We start from the raw sequence: 16,093 nt of genomic DNA on the forward strand, positions 1-16,093 counted from the left end.
AAATTTTTGCCAGTCTTCATCTTGCCAATTAGTATATTCTGAAATGTTGTTTGGCTCAGGGGAAATTAATCGGGTAAAGTTGGCAATTTTTTCAACAATGTCATCAGGTAATCGGTCAATCTGTTGGTGAAGTTCTTGACGAATTGTAGCAGACATAAGTTAAATTATTTGATTAAGGTGTAGAATGGATATTATTGATTATAACTCAGATATTGGGTGGTAATTTGGGAAAAAGTAATGTTGGGTTTCTACAAGAGCAGCGATCTGCTACGCAGTGCCTTCGGCATCGCACTCCTCATCCCCAAAAAGCGATCGCACTTGGCGTTCCTATCCCAAGCAGTGACAATTTTAAAGTTTAATCAACAAGATGACAGCGATCGCACTACAAGATCGGCATCTGTGATTGATGTACGGCGAAACTCATTTAATTCTTGTTGAGATAGGGGGAGACAGTCCGAATCTGCTTCGGCTGCTTTGTCAATTTCTTCCTCAGTCATTGCTTCAACTTTTTCCCAATCTGTCTTACCATGACTAACATTTTCGGGATCAAGTCTGACTCTGGTAATATTGTCGTCGTTCATTTTTATTGGCTCTCCTTGCTGAAATAATGCGGTATCTGCCGTTTCTTTTGGTATAGACGACCAATAAAACTACTTGATTAACTATACCGATTACTTGAATTCTAGTTTCATTATAATCACGTTTATCTTCTCTTTCCAGACAGTTGGGATCTAGAAAAATGTTTTTTGCATCTTCAAAATCAATTTTATGCTTGATCAAGTTGGCAGCAGCTTTATTATTGTCCCATTCTATCTCCATTTTATCGAGATTTTGTATCTAGTTCATAATATTTTGGATTATACATGATCGCCCTTTCCCATCATCAAAAAGCGATCACCAACTCCGAAACCTTGCTAACATAATAAAAAATCATATTCAATAAACCTCATCGTGAGTTCCAATATCAATTAGGTTGATCTCTTCTTCTTGGGTTTCAGGGTTTGATTCAAAATTGAAAATAATTCGACAATCATATTCAACAGAAAAAGCCCAAGCACCTGACAATTTCCCCTTTAGTTTATGGCTGCGTAATATTGGATTATAGAGATCGTCAGCGAGTAGTCTCAATTTGGCTTCTATTTTTGATTTTAAGTCGGGTTGTCGTTTAATCCTTGTTTTGAAAGCGCGTTTAAATGATTGGCTAAAAACCAAGTTAATCATTGTTTAGTTCGGCAATAATGGAATCAACATCTCCTCGAAAAACATTACCATTTTGATAGTCTTGTCGAGCTTGAGAAATATTTTGAGCAATTTGTTCTCGTCTTTTTTCGATTTGCCGATGTTTAACAATATTGATCAAGTCATCTTGTTCATCAAAAGAGAGATAGTCAATCATTTCTAAGATTTGACTAAATTGCATTGTTGGCGGCATTGTTACTTTCCCCTTTTTCAATACAGACTTTTATTTTACTCTGCTTGGGCAATAATGACATCCGCGATCGCGGATCGATGACAACTTTCCAACTCACAAAGAGAGATCGCCCCTCTTCATTCCCAAAAAGCGATCGCCCTTGGCGTTCCTATCCCAAGCAATGACAATTTCAGAGTTTAATCAAGAAGATAACAGCGATCGCACTGCATCAATGTGCATGGTGCGTTCCCAAAAATCGATCGCTGGAGCAGTAGGACTTGCATTAGGGAACGCACCCTACGGCGATAGCGATCGCCTCTCCTTATCCCCAAAAAGCGATCGCCCTTGGCGTTCCCATCCCAAGCAATGACAATTTTAAAGTTTAATCAACAAGATGACAGCGATCGCACTACAAGATCGGCAATCATAGTTCAATTCCATTGATCCAAATTTCATACTCGCTTATATCAACTTCATCATTCCAAACGATTCCGCTACCTGATGGATCAAGTTGAAAGTTTTTAAAGAAAGCATAGTTTTTAAGGGAAGAAAACATCGTTTTTTCTAGTAGATTTTCACAGTTATATTTTCTAGCTTGATGATTAGAAAAATGCACCAATAGAGTATAATTTTCAATGATTTCGGCTGATGTTATTTTGGGATAAAGCATTGTTTTATTTCAAAGGTGGTAATTTATTAAATTCTTGAGTGTTCCACATTTTCAATAATTCTGATTGATAGATTGTTGCCCATTCTACAACCATTTTTGTGGCTCTATTAGGTAAGTCTCCTTCAATGATTTCTAAGGTTTCCAGATTAAATAGGGCGTTATATTCTCCATAAATCGCATGAAAATGGGGAGGTGGATGATCGGCAAAAAAGATTTTAATGATAATTCCATAAAATCGAGTAATTTCTGGCATAAATCTATTTTTATAAGTCTTGCTTTATGACAAAAATATTATAACAAAGCTTGTTGGGTTTTGTTACCTCGACCTAAACGACAAGATCAGCAATCGCACTCCTCATCCCCAAAAAGCGATCGCCAGTGACGTTCCTATCCCAAGCAATGGCAGTTTTAAAGTTTAATCAAGAAGATTACGGCGATCGCACTACGTTCTTCGGCATCCCACTGACAGCTGCCATCAATGTGCATGGTGCGTTCCCAAAAATCGATCGCTGGAGTAGCAGGACTTGCATTAGGGAACGCACCCTAGGACTGAGTTATACATTGTTTTTCTTTGTCAGTTAAATCAATATATTCAGTTTGTATTCGTTTATTCTTGATTAGTATTCTAAAATAAGGACATTTCCCATTTACTGATAAATCTTTATCATCATTCCCTTTCCTGAATTTAATTATTTCAAATTGGTCGGGATTGAATTTATGTAAAAATGTTATTGGTACACCCATAACCCCCTTGAAGTCTAGGGGAATGTCTTGAGTTTTATTGACATTAATTCCATCATAATTGTCATATTTTGGATATTCAGCTTCATTGCCAAAATATCTTTTTGTGAGAGCCATATCTTCCTGTCGTTTTGATGTGTCTAAGTTGGTTAACCATAAACAATTATTTGGAGAAACTATTCTATTTCCAGAATTGTCAATACGAGCTTCTGTTCCATAAAGTTCATATTGTTCGGGAACAATGAAACCAGAAATACCTCTACCAAGATTTATTCCTAACCAGGCTTTGTTTTCTTTAATTAGTTTGAAAATTTCTTTATAGGTTATTGCATTAATATTGCCAATTATCAAAAACTTTTTATCGTATTTAACTAATTGAGCTACATATTCTCTGAATAAGGAAAATGGGGGATTAGTCACAACAACATCGGACTTTTTTAATAGTTCAATACTTTCAGGACTACGAAAATCTCCATCCCCATTAAAGTAAACAATGTCAGGGGAAATAGGTTTATTTTTTTCTCTCTCTGTACCTGTATATTCAAAGAAAAAACCCTTTTCATCTTCTTCTGTATTAAATAAATCTCTCACTTGTTCTCGATAACAAGATGTTATTATTTTTTTTAGACCTAACTTTTTGAAGTTTGCAGCAAAATACTTAAAAAAGTTACTAATTCGGGGGTCATCGCAATTGCAATAAACTACTTTATTTTCAAAATGACTTTTATAGTGTTGCAACTCACTTTCTATATCTGAAAGTTGTGTATAAAACTCGTCACTTTTTAATTTTTTAGCATTTTGCAATAATTTATTTGTCGCATTTCTTACCATGTTCAACCTTTTTTGATTTAAAAATGTTTTGTTTTTAGTTATTTACTTTTGGTTATCTGATTAAATATTTCACTGCCTAATACTTGAAGAGAGGTTTTAGAAATTTCAAGCATAATATCAAACATTTTTTTGATATCCCATTTTTCTCCATTCCCTTGTGTGTATATAGAAGTTGCTTGAAGCATTATGGTTTTATCTTTATGTTTGACAAACTTATTCTTACACAAATTGGTATTAATTGGCATTCCATAATTTGCAGAAGTTAATCGATCTAATCTATTTAACGTTCCTGAATTATATTCGAGCGTTACAACCCTTCCATCGGGTGTTTTAATTGAAATATTTTCTGTTAAAAAATTTGAGCCTTCAAGAAATAAGACATAAGGAAAATGAGATTCAGATAACATCAAATTAGCGATTTCAGATATGTTTTTATGCGACCTTTCTATTGCATTACCAGCAGCCATCAAGTCTTGATTATTATTCTTACCTACCAGTTTACCGTTTTTGATATTTTCAATGTCTTTTCCTTGACGTTTAGCTTCCGAGACTAAAACGATTCTCCAATTACCGTTATCGTCTTTTACTTCTATTATTCCACCATCAGGTCTAATACTTGAATCTGATACAAAAAGGGTTTGCCCTAATTCTGGGTCAACTTTCTTTAATGCTTCGTTTATTTCTTCTTTTTTTATACTTCTTTTGTATTGAAAAGATAATTGAGGAAACTCCTTTTTAAGTTGGTCAATAACAAGATGTGAAATTTCTCCAACTATTGTTTCGTGTGATTTTGCTTCAGCCCCAAATATACCAGCTACACCTTTAGACTCTTTATGTTGATTCGTTAATCTTTTCGATTGATTTTTTTTAGACATAATGTATCTTTTCCTTACTTAAACTTTCTGCTTTCTGCTACGGGTAATGTATGTATAACTACATATTATACAGAAACTTTCTGTCTAACACTCTCCAGAGTAACGATAGGTGGAAACTTTCGGCATATTCCCCCATTTTAGCGCAATCGCCCGAACTTTTCCCCATATCATACCCAAGAGCTTATTAGCCAGATTAAACAACCTCTTTTAAGTGGATTCCTAACAACAAGCTCAAATAAAATAGACTTTTCGGGAAGTGTAGCACTAAGTCTTCAATCCACCCCACAATTACCTAATTTGGCTCTTCGGGACTTGGTATGGTTCGATAGGGGGGCATAAATCGACTCAATCCTTATCTGGTAAGAGACTTAATTGATTAGTTCGCTCTAGATCAAAAATAATTGACAAAAATCGCTAAATGCCTTTCTATATAAGGGTTCCATCCCTTATAACCCCCGTCCATTGCATAACAATTACCGAAGAGCCCTTTTTGATTGCCAAAAAGTCTAAAACTATTATCCCACAAGGTTTTTAGCTCTATGCAGCCAACCCTATTTATTGGTGTACTTGCAAATGAAGGACATAATGACCTAAAATCAGGTTATCTGACCATAATTCGTACTCTAGACGCAAATATTCGGGGAAATTATTCCCCTCTAATTTGAGACTACGGGTATAGTTGCGGAGGCGAAAAGCGTAACCCGGTTGAGGACTTTCGGCATTTAACCAGTAGCGACTGACACCAAAAACCCCTTGCTCCCAAAAATGACGATAGGCGAATCTTCCCTGGCCCTGCATGGTCATAATTACCCGATTAGCTGAAATTTCTAGCCAAATTAATTTATTTTGCTTATTTTCGGGTTTAAGTGTCTCTATTTCTGCGAGAGCGACTGGGGGTTGATTGAGGAGAAGATGAAACCGGTGGCGATCCTTTTGGTAGAGGGTAGCGGCAGTGTCTAAAGTGGATAGAATGGGTAGATCTGTCGAGAGCAGACAGAAGGAAACGGGACGGCGGTGATGAGCAAGCATAGACTAGACTTAATGGTGTCCTTATCTCCACAATAGTGGATTCTCTGCCCACCGCTACCGGCACCGGAAATTTTTTTGAGAAAAAATCCAGAAAGCACTTGCATTATTGACAGACTTATGATTATAATTATTAATTGTGAGTAGCCTTCCTCGGTAGCTCAGTGGTAGAGCGGTCGGCTGTTAACCGATTGGTCGTAGGTTCGAATCCCACCCGGGGAGTTAATCAAAAATAGCAGCAATAAGAGAGTATTGCTGCTATTTTAGATGTTTTTAAGTAAGCTGTTGACTATCTAAATTACTCGTTGAGACTGTCTATGAGATGGGAGCGGGGTTGGGGAAATGGGGAATTTCAACTAAAACCCCAAAACCCTAAAACCCCAACACCTAACCCCACCAACAAACTTTTTGCCGCAAACCCTATCTAAATTACTCGTTGAGACTGTCTATGAGATGGGAGCGGGGGTTGGGGAAATGGGGAATTTCAACTAAAACCCCAAAACCCTAAAACCCCAACACCTAAAACCTATCTCCTATCTCCTGACTCCTATCTCCTGACTCCTACCCCCAGGAAAAACTTTTTCAGCAGACCCTAGAGAATTTCAGCGATCGCATTTTCTGGGCCGACTAGAGAAATGTAAGGATTTTGAAAATATTTACTGGCTACCGATCGCGCTTGTTCGGGAGTAATCTGATTAATAGAATCCAGGAAAGTGCGATCGAATTCAATCCCCAAACCTAAGCTTTCATACCAACCGTATAATTGAGCGATTTCGGCGTTAGTTTGTTTACCGAGAGCATATTGACCCAATAACTTATTTTTAGCTGACTGTAACTCCTCCTCACTCAAAGTTACTTTATATAACCTTTCTGCTTCCTGACGCAATCCCGACAGAGCCATGGCTGTGTTTTGGGGTGCAGTTCCCATATAAATGACAAATTGGGAAGAATCGAGACGGGTGGGATAAAAAGCGGAAACATCGTAGGCTAATCCCCGTTTTTCTCGCAATTCCACGAATAAACGACTAGATAACCCATTCCCCAGATAGGTACTCAATAATTTTAAAACGGCATAATCATCCTCTTGCACAGAAGAGCCGGGGTATCCTAACATAACGATCGCCTGTTGACTAGCTTGGACGGTAGTTAAACAGGTGGGCTGAAAATCAAAAGCGGCTGGGGGTAAACTAGATAAAGGAAGATCGGGAATTGACCAACTGCCAAAAATTTCCGTCACTGCTTTTACTGCTTGCTCTAGGGTAATACGGCCAGAAAGACTAATTACCAAGTTATCGGGACGGAAAAAGCGACTATGATAGGCCTGCATATCCTCCCGTTGCAATTGCGAAACCGTTGCCTCCGTACCCAATAAAGACATACCATAGGGATGATCGGGGTACATAGCTGCGCGTAATTGATTAAAAGCCACATTAAAAGGCTGTTCCAATTGAGAGCGAATGCTTTGACGGGTGAGATTTTTCTCTAATTCGATTTCTGGAGGGGGAAAACTGGGAAAACGAATAATTTCCGCCGCTAGACGCAATATATCTAAAAAATCCTTGGTAACGGTCTTTAAACTAACCACAAAATAATCAGTCCCCGTGTCGGCGCTTAAACCGGCTCCCGTGGACTCAACGCGATCAGCAATTTCTAGGGAAGATAACTTTTCTGTACCTTTGGTGAGCAGCACTGCTAACAGACGAAATAAACCCGCTTTTTCGGTTTTTTCCCAACGAGTACCCGCATTTTTGAGAAAAATCCTCCCCGCAACTAACTCCACGGCCGTATTTTCCACCACTAAAAGGGTGATGCCATTTTCTAAGGTTAAGCGGTGAATTGGGGAAGCGGACATCGTTTATTCACAGGGTTGCATTATTGTAATAGCATATCGCTCCGGGGAGAGATACTGACGAGCGAGACGCTGGAGATCTGACGGTTGCAAACTTTGGATAACTTGGGGATAGATCGTTGCTAGGTCGGCAGCTCTCAGGGTTTGATAATATCCATAAAGTCCCGCTAATTGGCCCGGGGTTTCTGTGGAGAAAATATAATCGTTAGCTAATAACTGTTGAGTGCGGTGTAATTCTGCGGGGGTGACGGGATGATCGTGCAGATGTTGGAGATGTTCACAGATAATAGCTTCAATTGCCGCGGTTTGTGAGCTAGATAGCCAAGCACCGATGGTAAAGAGACTGGAATCCCGTTGCAGGGAAAAATTACTGTTAATATCGAGGACGATTTGCGCTTCTTCCCGCAGCTGTCGCACTAACCGCGAACAGCGTCCCCCAGCAAGAATTACCGAAAGCAAGTCTAATCCAAAGGCATCTTCTAGGCGATCGCATCCCGGTCCAGTCCATCCCATCAAGAGACGACAATGTTCTAGGTGGGGTAAATATACTTGGGAGCGACGAATTTCGATCATGGGGGGTTCGGCAGCCACTAGATGGGGAGGGGATTCCGAGGGGACGGGAAATTCCCGAAAAGATTGCCGGATAATTTCTAAAGCTGGTTGGGGTTCAATTCCCCCGATAATCGCCACACACATATTTTCTGGTTGATAATAGGTGCGATGGAAACAGCGCATTTGATTGGGGGTTAATTGCTCTAAACAGGGTTGATCACCTAGAATAGAGCGTCCGTAGGGATGGTTTTGATAGATACTTCCGCAGAGAGTTTGGTAGGCAATCCAATCGGGATCATCATAACAGGCCCGTAATTCTTCTAAAACTACATCTTTTTCCCGATAGAATTCCTCATCGTCAATCTCAGCATGGAGGAGAATTTCGGCCAGATGGGGTAAGGTATGTTCAATTTGATCCACACTGGTGGTGAGATAGAAGTGTGCGTAATCGTGACTGGTGGCAGCGTTGGTCATTCCGCCACAATTTTCGATTAAATAGTCGAAGAGTCCGGGGGGAAGTTTTTTCGTCCCCTTAAAGATCATGTGTTCGAGAAAATGGGCCATACCTAACCATGGGTCGGGTTCAGCGATCGCACCTGCTTTCACCCACACATCCACCACCACCACAGGAGTCACGGGTAAATACTGATGAATTACGGTTAAGCCGTGATCTAATTGCCATACCTGAGCGGGAAAAGAACTTGTTTGACACTGCGCTATCGACTTGATCAATGTCCGTTAACCAGATTTTTTGTTAAATTCTATACATATGTTATCTTATCTCTTGCCTGCTCAACCATTAAAAAACTTTTGTCATGATTTCTAGACAATTCTCCCAAATATCAGCCTTATCGGTGATCAGTGATCAGTTATCAGATGTGATACTAAATCCGTTGAGTATAGGCTACATATCAAGACAGGCAAAAGGCCCTCATGCAAAAGGGAGAATAAATAATCAGTCTTTAATAACCGGATTTAGTGTGATACCAAATCCGTTTTTAATAGTGTGATTGACTCTCAAGTTATGAATTGTTTCTCCCCACACCCCACTCTCCTATACTTTTTAAACAGGATTTAGTATGAGTTTTCGGTTCACTGATTACTGTTTACTGTTTACTGATAACTGAAAAACCCCCTATGACAGAAAATAGAGATAACTTCAACGAAACTTATAATGCACTAATTGAGCGCATTGTCAATCTAACTTTAGAAGGAAAAATTAGGGCTAAATCACAGGTTTATAACCTTTTAGCCGAAGCAGTAAAAAATGGCACAGGAGAAATTTTTGAGCGTTGTTTAACCGAAAAAATAATCGTTACTCGCTCACAGTTAGAAACAAAAATTAAAGCGACTAGGGTTTTGCGGGCCCTGGAAACGATCGAAAGTGAATGGGAAAAATATCAAAAAACCAATCAGCAAAATTCTCTCACTGCAGCGGCGATCGATAATCTGGTGAAAATCGATCGAGAGGATCGTTTACTGACGTTAGTAAATTTAATCGATCCCAATCAAAATAATGCTTTAACCCTAGAACAATTACAACAGTTAGCCAAGCATTTACAGACAGTTTCTCAGCAGCGGGGAGAAGCGGATTTATGGCAAATTGCCACGGGGATTAATCTGGGGTTAAATACTTGGTCAAATTTATCGAATGATCTCACCAGTTGGCTCTACGAACAAAATCGCAATCTTGGTTTTACTAATGACAATGAGCGAGTGACTCCTTGGCAAATTTGGGCAAGTAAAGTTAATCCCTCTTGGTTAAAACGAGTCTTAGAAAGTTTAGCTAATCAACAAGCTTTTCATCCTCTCACTCAGGATTTAACTTTAACCGATTGGGTAGAAACTGCTATTGTTTTTCAATATATCCAAAGAGGACTAATTAACTTTTTTGATCAGCGCATCTATAGCGAAAAATTAGGAGCCAAATTATCCATCTCTACCTTTCTCACCTTTGCTTTAATTTGGTCGCTGTTAACCAATAGTTTCGAGCAAGTTAGTAAAAATTCTCTCTATAGTCGGGGCTGTTTTCAGATGGCTTTACAAATTCTGAGAACCTTTGCTCAACGGGATTATTTTCCTTTATACGGAGGAATTTTTGCCTCCTTTTCTGGCAGTTATCTCAAGGATGCGTTAGACTATTTATCAATTCCTCTGCGTTATGTGGAAGGCACGGGAGAAAAGGCGAGAATTTTAACTTTAATTGCCTATTCTAATCGCATTCGCGGCGACTATCGACAGGCCAGAGAATGTCATCAACAAGCTTTAGAAATTGCCCGTCAACAACAGGATTATGCTTGTGAAATAGCTAATTTAAACCATTTATCCCGTCTCAATGCTATCCAGAAAAACTATGCAGAAGCGATTAATTTAAGTCAGAGAGCTTTAATTTTAAGTCGTCAACAGGGTAATAGTTTAGGACAGGCTAACGCTTTAGCTAATTTGGGTTATAGTCAGGTACAGGAAGCGCAACAGTTAGAGAGATACGATCCCGAAATTTATCAAAGTTCGATCGAGTATTTACAGCAGGGATTAAAGTTAGCGGAAAGTCTCCAAGATTGGCAGAGTAAATCCCTTTGTTGTAGCAGTTTAGGTCTAGCATATCTTATCCTTGAAAGAACCCAAGAAGCGATTAATATTCTCCTGCAAGGATTGGAATCGGCCAAATACTACGGGGATGTATATCTGCAAGGTTTATTACTAACTTATTTAGGCGAAGCTTACTATCAAGACAAGAATTTTGAACAGGCAATTTATATGGGTTCTCTAGGAATGTATTGGCTACACGAAATCGGTGCAGTAGAATGGCGACAAGCTGCTAGTCTATTAACGGTTATTCGCGGCAAAAATATCGCAGCTTTTGAACAGACTTTCAGTCTGGAACGTTCCTCCCTGATTAAATCAATTGGACTGGAAGGCTACCAATATATCTCAGAAATTCTCAGCAAATATCAACAGGGTAATTAGTGAATACACAGCCTAAATTATTAATTAATCTCTCGGTACTTTTTCCCCAACCCACGGGAATCAGTACCTACATTCTTAACCTCTTACCCTACCTGAAAAATTTAGAACCAACCCTACTAACAGCTAATAGTTATCCCGACTTTAACTGTTATTCTATCCCCAAAGGTCTCGGCCCCGATCGAGGAGCGAAAGGTCATTTAAAACGCTTACTCTGGACTCAGTTTCGGTTATCGTCAATTTACCGACAATTAAAGGCCAATTTACTCTTTTCTCCCCTTCCAGAAGCGCCGATAAATTCTCCCTGTCGCTTTGTCGTCATGGTCCACGATTTAATTCCCCTGCGGTTTCCCAGTTTTACTTCCCCCTTAACTCACTATTTCCGTTATTATGTGCCGCAGGTATTACAACAGGCAAAACATATTATCTGCAACTCTCAGGCAACGGCCAAAGATATCACTGAATATTATCAAATTCCCGCCGATAAAATTACTTCTATTCCCCTAGCCTACGATCATCATCACTTTCGCCCTATTCAAGATGATAAGCCAGAGCATCCCTATTTTCTCTATCTCGGTCGTCCCAATCCCTATAAAAATTTACCGCGTTTAATCGCCGCTTTTGCCCAACTGCCTCCAGATTTAAGCGATTATCGTCTTTGGATTGCCGGCAGCTTTGATCGCCGTTATACCCCCAATTTACAACAACAAGCGCGGGAATTAGCAGTCAGCGATCGCATTAAATTTCTCGACTATATCCCCTACGATCACCTACCCAAAGTTATCAGTCAAGCCACTGCTTTAGTCTTCCCCAGTCTCTGGGAAGGCTTCGGATTGCCCGTTTTAGAGGCTATGGCCTGCGGTACACCCGTCATTACCTCAAATTTGTCATCTTTGCCCGAAGTCACGGCAACAGCGGCAATTTTAATCGATCCCTATCGAGTCGAGTGCATAGCCGATGCCCTAAAAATTATCGCTCAAGATCGACAATTACAGTCAAAATTAAGTCATCTAGGCAAAAAACGGGCCGATGAGTTTAGTTGGCAAAAAACCGGTCTAGCTACGGCCGCAATCTTAAATCAATATCTAGGGTGTGCTTAACTGACAGGGTTTCCCGTACAGATGAAATATAACCTGATCGGTCATCGTCGGAAAAAGAAAAATAATTTGACAGATCGGCAGTATTTGCTGTACGATGGATGATCGTGACCTCAATTGGAGAGATGGCCGAGCGGTTGAAGGCGCAGCACTGGAAATGCTGTTTAGGGGTAACTTTAACGAGGGTTCGAATCCCTCTCTCTCCGTCCCCAAAGCACCTCATAGGTAGGGTTTGCGGCAAAAAGTAAAAAGTAGGGTGCGTTAGACGGCAAAAATTGCTGCTTTGACTTGAAGGTGACAATCCGTCGTAACGCACCACCTATAGCTGACTCTCAAAGCTACTTTTGGCTGATTGACGCAGCAAATATCTAGAGTGGACCCCCCATCTAATTCCCCATCGGTAAACCATCTTTACACTTAGCCAACCAGTCCAATAAACTATCTAACTGCTGTGATGGTTTTACCAATCCTAAACCCCTAACCGTCACCTGTTTGGGACTATAAACAAAGCGTGATTGTATATGTTGGGGTAGGTGTTCTTGTAATAATTTCCACGCTGGTTCCTCCATGGGAGTTTCTAGGATAATATGCTGTTTTCCGTCGGGTTTAATTCGCGAAAAACCGAGGGACTTAGCCAGATGTTTTAACTCGATTACCTTAAATAATTGTGCCACCGGTGAAGGAATCGCTCCGTATCTATCCACTAAATCCGCAGCAATTTGTCCTAAATTTTTCTGAGAATTGGCAGTAGCGATCGCCCGATAGACATCCATTTTCTGCTCTGGATCGGATATATAATCGTTAGGAATAAATGCCGTTAATTTCAGATCGATTTGGGTATCCTCCACTTGAGGAATTTCTTGACCTTGAATTTCCCGCAAAGCTTCCTGTAACATTTCCATATATAGATCAAAACCGATCGCTTCCATTTGTCCCGATTGTTCCGCACCTAATAAGTTACCCGCACCGCGAATTTCCAGATCCCTAGTCGCTAATTGATACCCCGATCCTAACTGGGTAAATTCTTGAATTGCCTTTAATCTTTCCCGAGCGGTTTCTGTTAGTTCTGCCTTGGCCGGATAAAGTAACCACGCGTGCGCTTGTACTCCCGATCGCCCCACCCGTCCCCGCAGTTGATAGAGTTGCGCTAAACCGAATTTTTGGGCATCTTCAATGATAATCGTGTTAACTCTGGGAATATCTAACCCCGACTCCACAATAGTCGTACAGACTAAGATATCCGCTTCCCCATTATTAAAAGCTAACATGGTGGTCTCTAATTCAGCCTCATCCATACGACCGTGGCCGATGGCAATTCTAGCACCCGGAATCATCCCTTGAATTGCTGCCGCTTTTTCTTCAATTCCCTCGATTCTTGGTACTACATAAAAAATCTGTCCCCCCCGATCCAATTCATTGCGAATTGCCGTTCTAATCGCATCAGAATTATAACTAGAAAGGTGGGTTTGGATGGGACGACGAGAGGGGGGAGGTGTGGTAATTAAACTCATTTCTCGCACCCCAGAAAGGGACATATAAAGAGTCCGGGGAATCGGTGTCGCACTCAAGGTTAACACATCAATATTACTTTTAAAAGCCTTAATTTTCTCCTTTTGATTGACCCCAAAACGCTGTTCTTCATCAATTACCAATAACCCTAAATCTTTAAACTCCACCGCTTTACTCAATAACAACTGCGTCCCCACTACTATATCCAATTCCCCCGTTTTCAAGCGCTGGACGATATCTTTTTTCTCGGAATTGGTGCGAAAACGATTTAATAAACCCACATTAATGGGATAGGGAGCAAAACGTTCTTTCAGGGTGTGATAATGTTGTTGGGTTAAAATCGTTGTTGGTGCTAATAAAGCCACCTGTTTATGACCCGTGGTGACAGCTTTAAAAATAGCACGAATCGCCACTTCTGTCTTACCAAAACCCACATCCCCACAGACTAATCGATCCATCGGGCGATCGCTTTCTAAATCCCGTTTCACATCCTGTATCGCTTTCAGTTGATCAGCAGTGGGTTGGTAGGGAAAAGAATCCTCTAACTCCCGCTGCCAGGGATTATCCATCGGATAGGCAAAACCCGATTTTTGGGCGCGTTGGGCGTAAATATTGATTAAATCAACCGCTAACTTCTTAACCGACTTCCTAACGCGGGCTTTCGTCGCTTCCCACGCTTTGCCAGAGATTTTATGCAATTCGGGCGCTTGACTACCTGTATGACGATAACGGGAGAGATTATCAACAGAATCGGCAGGAACCCGCAATAATCCATCGGCATACTTAATAACTAGATAATCTCGACCTTGCACTACTCCGCTAATTGTGCTTTCCTGCTTTTCTAGTTTGATAAACTGCCCGATGCCATGGTGTTTATGTACTACAAAATCGAGGGGACGGAGTTTGTTCACATCCACCTGTACCGAGGCTGCTTGCCGACGTTTGCGGACGTAACCGGCAGTATTTAAAAGATGTTGCCCGAAGAACTCTCGATCGCTAACGACGACTATGCGATAGGTGGGGAGGATAAAACCTTCTAATTCAGCTAATCCTGAGTATTTTAGGGCTGTAGCGGTGTTTTGAATGATTAAGCGCTCGATCGCCCCAAAATCGAGGGGATTGGGGATAAATTGGGCTGGACAGTCGTGTTCCTGTAATAACGAGACTGTACGGGAGGGTTGGGCAGATATTAACCATGTAGCGTACTTATTTACTTTAATACCGCTATAAATCTCTCTTTTTCCCCGTAAAATTTCCGCTAGTTTGGCGAATTGCCCCGGATTGGTGGGAATCGGACGACTGGAGAGATTAAGACTATTTTCGGAGAGGTGATCGTCTATTTCTGAGAGGTAGAGATGGGGAAATTTAACCGATATTTGCAGAGATTCGCCAAAAGAACGGTGAATTTGCGGTAAAGCTGGTTCTATCTCTTGCCAGCGTTCCCCAATATATTCTATCCAGCGATCGCTTCTAGCTTGACAGCTTTCCAGTTCATCAAAGGCAATAAGAGTATTTTCGGGGAGATAATCCAATAAAGAGGCAGGTTGACGGAAGGACAAGCCTAAAAATCGCTCAATTCCCTCTGGATAAATGCCATTAGCCAATTTTTCTCGCTCTTCAGCCTCCAAATAATCGGCCACTGTGGGGGGAAGAGAAGGGGCAATCATCGCCGCGAAGCTAGTGGGAGTAAGAAGCAGATTGGGGATAGAATCGAGGGATCTTTGGGTGGCAGGGTCAAATTCTCGCAATTTTTCCAATTCATCGCCGAAAAATTCTAACCTGACCGGTAATTCGGCCGAAACTGGGAAAATATCAACGATATCGCCGCGACGACTCCATTGCCCTTCGGTTTCTACCAGTGAAACCCGTTCATATCCTAATCTAGCTAGGGTTAGATCGAGGTTTTTGGCTTCTATAACCCTTCCTACCGCAAAATTATCGCTATACTGCTCGAAAACCTCTCTAGGGGGTAAATGGGGCTGCAGGGCCTTTTCGGTGGTAACGATCGCAATTCCGGCCTCTTGATGACTGATTAGAGCTTGTCCTGAGCTACGTCGAAGGGCCGATAATACCTGCATCTGCCCCCAAATCATCTCGGATTCCCGATTAAATCTCTCGTAGGGGCAAGCTTCCGAGGTGGGATAAAAGAAAACACCTTTCCACGTCATCGCTTCTAATTGTGCCGCCCAACGTGCCGCTTCCTCCAGATTGGCACAGATAATTAAAAGATTTTTTCCTTGACAACGGGCGAAAGCTGTGCCGATTAATCCTTTCGGTAAGCGGGCAAGGCCGGTTAGGGTTAAATTGCCGTTTTTCTCCAGTTTTTGGATAAGTTCGGCAGTTAATGGCGATTTTTCAATGTTGCGAATAACGGAGGCAAAAGTCATTTTTTAGTGATCGGCACTCGGTTTTTGGTTAGGGTTTGCGGCAAAAAGTTTTTCGTGGGGGTAGGGTGTGGGGTGTGGGGTGTGGGGTGTAGGGTGTGGGGTGTGGGGTGTGGGGTGTAGGGTGTGGGGTGTGGGGTGTGGGGAGAAGGGAGAATAAATAAAGGCAATCTCCTGAATCCTG

General features: G+C 41.1%; 15 protein-coding genes and 2 tRNA genes. 5 read left to right on the forward strand and 12 right to left on the reverse strand.

Annotated elements, in window-relative coordinates; translation table 11 throughout:
* Positions 1-359 precede the first annotated feature (359 nt).
* The 4 genes from PX482_RS19915 to PX482_RS19930 form a co-directional block, all read right to left on the reverse strand.
* Positions 360-581, reverse strand: coding sequence for a hypothetical protein (locus tag PX482_RS19915; RefSeq protein WP_002757426.1), 222 nt, complete (start codon positions 579-581; stop codon positions 360-362).
* Positions 547-819, reverse strand: a complete 273-nt coding sequence (locus tag PX482_RS19920) for a BrnT family toxin (RefSeq protein WP_002757427.1) — start codon at positions 817-819, stop codon at positions 547-549. Before PX482_RS19920 ends, PX482_RS19915 begins: the two co-directional genes overlap by 35 nt.
* Positions 820-936: 117 nt before the next feature.
* Positions 937-1,221, reverse strand: coding sequence for a type II toxin-antitoxin system RelE/ParE family toxin (locus tag PX482_RS19925; RefSeq protein ID WP_043998863.1), 285 nt, complete (start codon positions 1,219-1,221; stop codon positions 937-939).
* Positions 1,214-1,432, reverse strand: a complete 219-nt coding sequence (locus tag PX482_RS19930) for a hypothetical protein (RefSeq protein WP_002757428.1) — start codon at positions 1,430-1,432, stop codon at positions 1,214-1,216. The genes PX482_RS19925 and PX482_RS19930 overlap by 8 nt, the downstream gene beginning before the upstream one ends.
* 160 nt (positions 1,433-1,592) lie before the next feature.
* On the opposite strand from PX482_RS19930, the gene PX482_RS19935 reads away from it, so the two are divergent.
* Positions 1,593-1,781: a hypothetical protein gene (locus tag PX482_RS19935; RefSeq protein WP_288027826.1), complete on the forward strand. Its 189-nt coding sequence runs from the start codon at positions 1,593-1,595 to the stop codon at positions 1,779-1,781.
* A 54-nt stretch (positions 1,782-1,835) separates the two neighbouring features.
* Here the strand turns inward: PX482_RS19935 and PX482_RS19940 are convergent, their stop codons facing one another.
* The 5 genes from PX482_RS19940 to PX482_RS19960 form a co-directional block, all read right to left on the reverse strand.
* A complete protein-coding gene (locus tag PX482_RS19940; RefSeq protein ID WP_002737254.1) occupies positions 1,836-2,081 on the reverse strand; it encodes a DUF2442 domain-containing protein in 246 nt (81 codons plus the stop codon).
* Positions 2,082-2,085: 4 nt separating this feature from the next.
* The gene (locus PX482_RS19945) at positions 2,086-2,334 is read right to left on the reverse strand and encodes a DUF4160 domain-containing protein (protein WP_002736965.1); all 249 of its coding nucleotides are present in this window, start codon (positions 2,332-2,334) and stop codon (positions 2,086-2,088) included.
* 290 nt (positions 2,335-2,624) lie between these two features.
* The gene (locus PX482_RS19950; RefSeq protein WP_288027827.1) at positions 2,625-3,653 is read right to left on the reverse strand and encodes an adenine-specific methyltransferase EcoRI family protein; all 1,029 of its coding nucleotides are present in this window, start codon (positions 3,651-3,653) and stop codon (positions 2,625-2,627) included.
* Between the two features lie 38 nt (positions 3,654-3,691).
* Positions 3,692-4,528, reverse strand: a complete 837-nt coding sequence (locus PX482_RS19955) for an EcoRI family type II restriction endonuclease (protein ID WP_002756270.1) — start codon at positions 4,526-4,528, stop codon at positions 3,692-3,694.
* Positions 4,529-5,083: 555 nt separating this feature from the next.
* The gene (locus PX482_RS19960) at positions 5,084-5,557 is read right to left on the reverse strand and encodes a hypothetical protein (protein WP_002757431.1); all 474 of its coding nucleotides are present in this window, start codon (positions 5,555-5,557) and stop codon (positions 5,084-5,086) included.
* A 147-nt stretch (positions 5,558-5,704) separates the two neighbouring features.
* On the opposite strand from PX482_RS19960, the gene PX482_RS19965 reads away from it, so the two are divergent.
* A tRNA-Asn gene (locus tag PX482_RS19965) sits at positions 5,705-5,776 on the forward strand.
* Between the two features lie 370 nt (positions 5,777-6,146).
* Here the strand turns inward: PX482_RS19965 and PX482_RS19970 are convergent.
* Positions 6,147-7,406 carry a M16 family metallopeptidase gene (locus PX482_RS19970; RefSeq protein ID WP_288095097.1) on the reverse strand — a complete coding sequence of 420 codons (1,260 nt, stop codon included), beginning with the start codon at positions 7,404-7,406 and terminating at the stop codon, positions 6,147-6,149.
* 3 nt (positions 7,407-7,409) lie between these two features.
* Positions 7,410-8,687 carry a M16 family metallopeptidase gene (locus PX482_RS19975; RefSeq protein WP_288095095.1) on the reverse strand — a complete coding sequence of 426 codons (1,278 nt, stop codon included), beginning with the start codon at positions 8,685-8,687 and terminating at the stop codon, positions 7,410-7,412.
* 405 nt (positions 8,688-9,092) lie between these two features.
* Here PX482_RS19975 and PX482_RS19980 point away from each other — a divergent pair, with 405 nt between their 5' ends.
* The 3 genes from PX482_RS19980 to PX482_RS19990 all read left to right on the forward strand — a co-directional run bounded on the left by PX482_RS19980 (position 9,093) and on the right by PX482_RS19990 (position 12,222).
* Positions 9,093-10,922 (forward strand): tetratricopeptide repeat protein, encoded by a 1,830-nt coding sequence (locus tag PX482_RS19980; RefSeq protein WP_288095093.1) that lies wholly within the window; start codon positions 9,093-9,095, stop codon positions 10,920-10,922.
* A complete protein-coding gene (locus PX482_RS19985; RefSeq protein WP_288122913.1) occupies positions 10,922-12,019 on the forward strand; it encodes a glycosyltransferase family 4 protein in 1,098 nt (365 codons plus the stop codon). The genes PX482_RS19980 and PX482_RS19985 overlap by 1 nt, the downstream gene beginning before the upstream one ends.
* A gap of 116 nt (positions 12,020-12,135) precedes the next feature.
* A tRNA-Ser gene (locus tag PX482_RS19990) sits at positions 12,136-12,222 on the forward strand.
* Between the two features lie 180 nt (positions 12,223-12,402).
* Here PX482_RS19990 and mfd read toward each other — a convergent pair.
* The gene (gene mfd / locus PX482_RS19995) at positions 12,403-15,912 is read right to left on the reverse strand and encodes a transcription-repair coupling factor (RefSeq protein ID WP_288122914.1); all 3,510 of its coding nucleotides are present in this window, start codon (positions 15,910-15,912) and stop codon (positions 12,403-12,405) included.
* Positions 15,913-16,093 lie beyond the last annotated feature (181 nt).

Origin of the sequence: Microcystis sp. M53602_WE12 (genome assembly GCF_030065455.1) — a bacterium.
GTDB lineage: Bacteria > Cyanobacteriota > Cyanobacteriia > Cyanobacteriales > Microcystaceae > Microcystis > Microcystis aeruginosa.

Excerpts from the sequence above, each read along its gene's own strand:
- PX482_RS19915 (WP_002757426.1), bottom strand. The coding sequence starts at position 581 with ATGAACGACGACAATATTACCAGAGTCAGACTTGATCCCGAAAATGTT.
- PX482_RS19925 (WP_043998863.1), bottom strand. The coding sequence starts at position 1,221 with ATGATTAACTTGGTTTTTAGCCAATCATTTAAACGCGCTTTCAAAACA.
- PX482_RS19950 (WP_288027827.1), bottom strand. The coding sequence starts at position 3,653 with ATGGTAAGAAATGCGACAAATAAATTATTGCAAAATGCTAAAAAATTA.
- PX482_RS19920 (WP_002757427.1), bottom strand. The coding sequence starts at position 819 with ATGGAGATAGAATGGGACAATAATAAAGCTGCTGCCAACTTGATCAAG.
- PX482_RS19960 (WP_002757431.1), bottom strand. The coding sequence starts at position 5,557 with ATGCTTGCTCATCACCGCCGTCCCGTTTCCTTCTGTCTGCTCTCGACA.
- PX482_RS19945 (WP_002736965.1), bottom strand. The coding sequence starts at position 2,334 with ATGCCAGAAATTACTCGATTTTATGGAATTATCATTAAAATCTTTTTT.
- PX482_RS19970 (WP_288095097.1), bottom strand. The coding sequence starts at position 7,406 with ATGTCCGCTTCCCCAATTCACCGCTTAACCTTAGAAAATGGCATCACC.
- PX482_RS19940 (WP_002737254.1), bottom strand. The coding sequence starts at position 2,081 with ATGCTTTATCCCAAAATAACATCAGCCGAAATCATTGAAAATTATACT.
- mfd (WP_288122914.1), bottom strand. The coding sequence starts at position 15,912 with ATGACTTTTGCCTCCGTTATTCGCAACATTGAAAAATCGCCATTAACT.
- PX482_RS19980 (WP_288095093.1), top strand. The coding sequence starts at position 9,093 with ATGACAGAAAATAGAGATAACTTCAACGAAACTTATAATGCACTAATT.
- PX482_RS19930 (WP_002757428.1), bottom strand. The coding sequence starts at position 1,432 with ATGCCGCCAACAATGCAATTTAGTCAAATCTTAGAAATGATTGACTAT.
- PX482_RS19935 (WP_288027826.1), top strand. The coding sequence starts at position 1,593 with ATGACAATTTCAGAGTTTAATCAAGAAGATAACAGCGATCGCACTGCA.
- PX482_RS19955 (WP_002756270.1), bottom strand. The coding sequence starts at position 4,528 with ATGTCTAAAAAAAATCAATCGAAAAGATTAACGAATCAACATAAAGAG.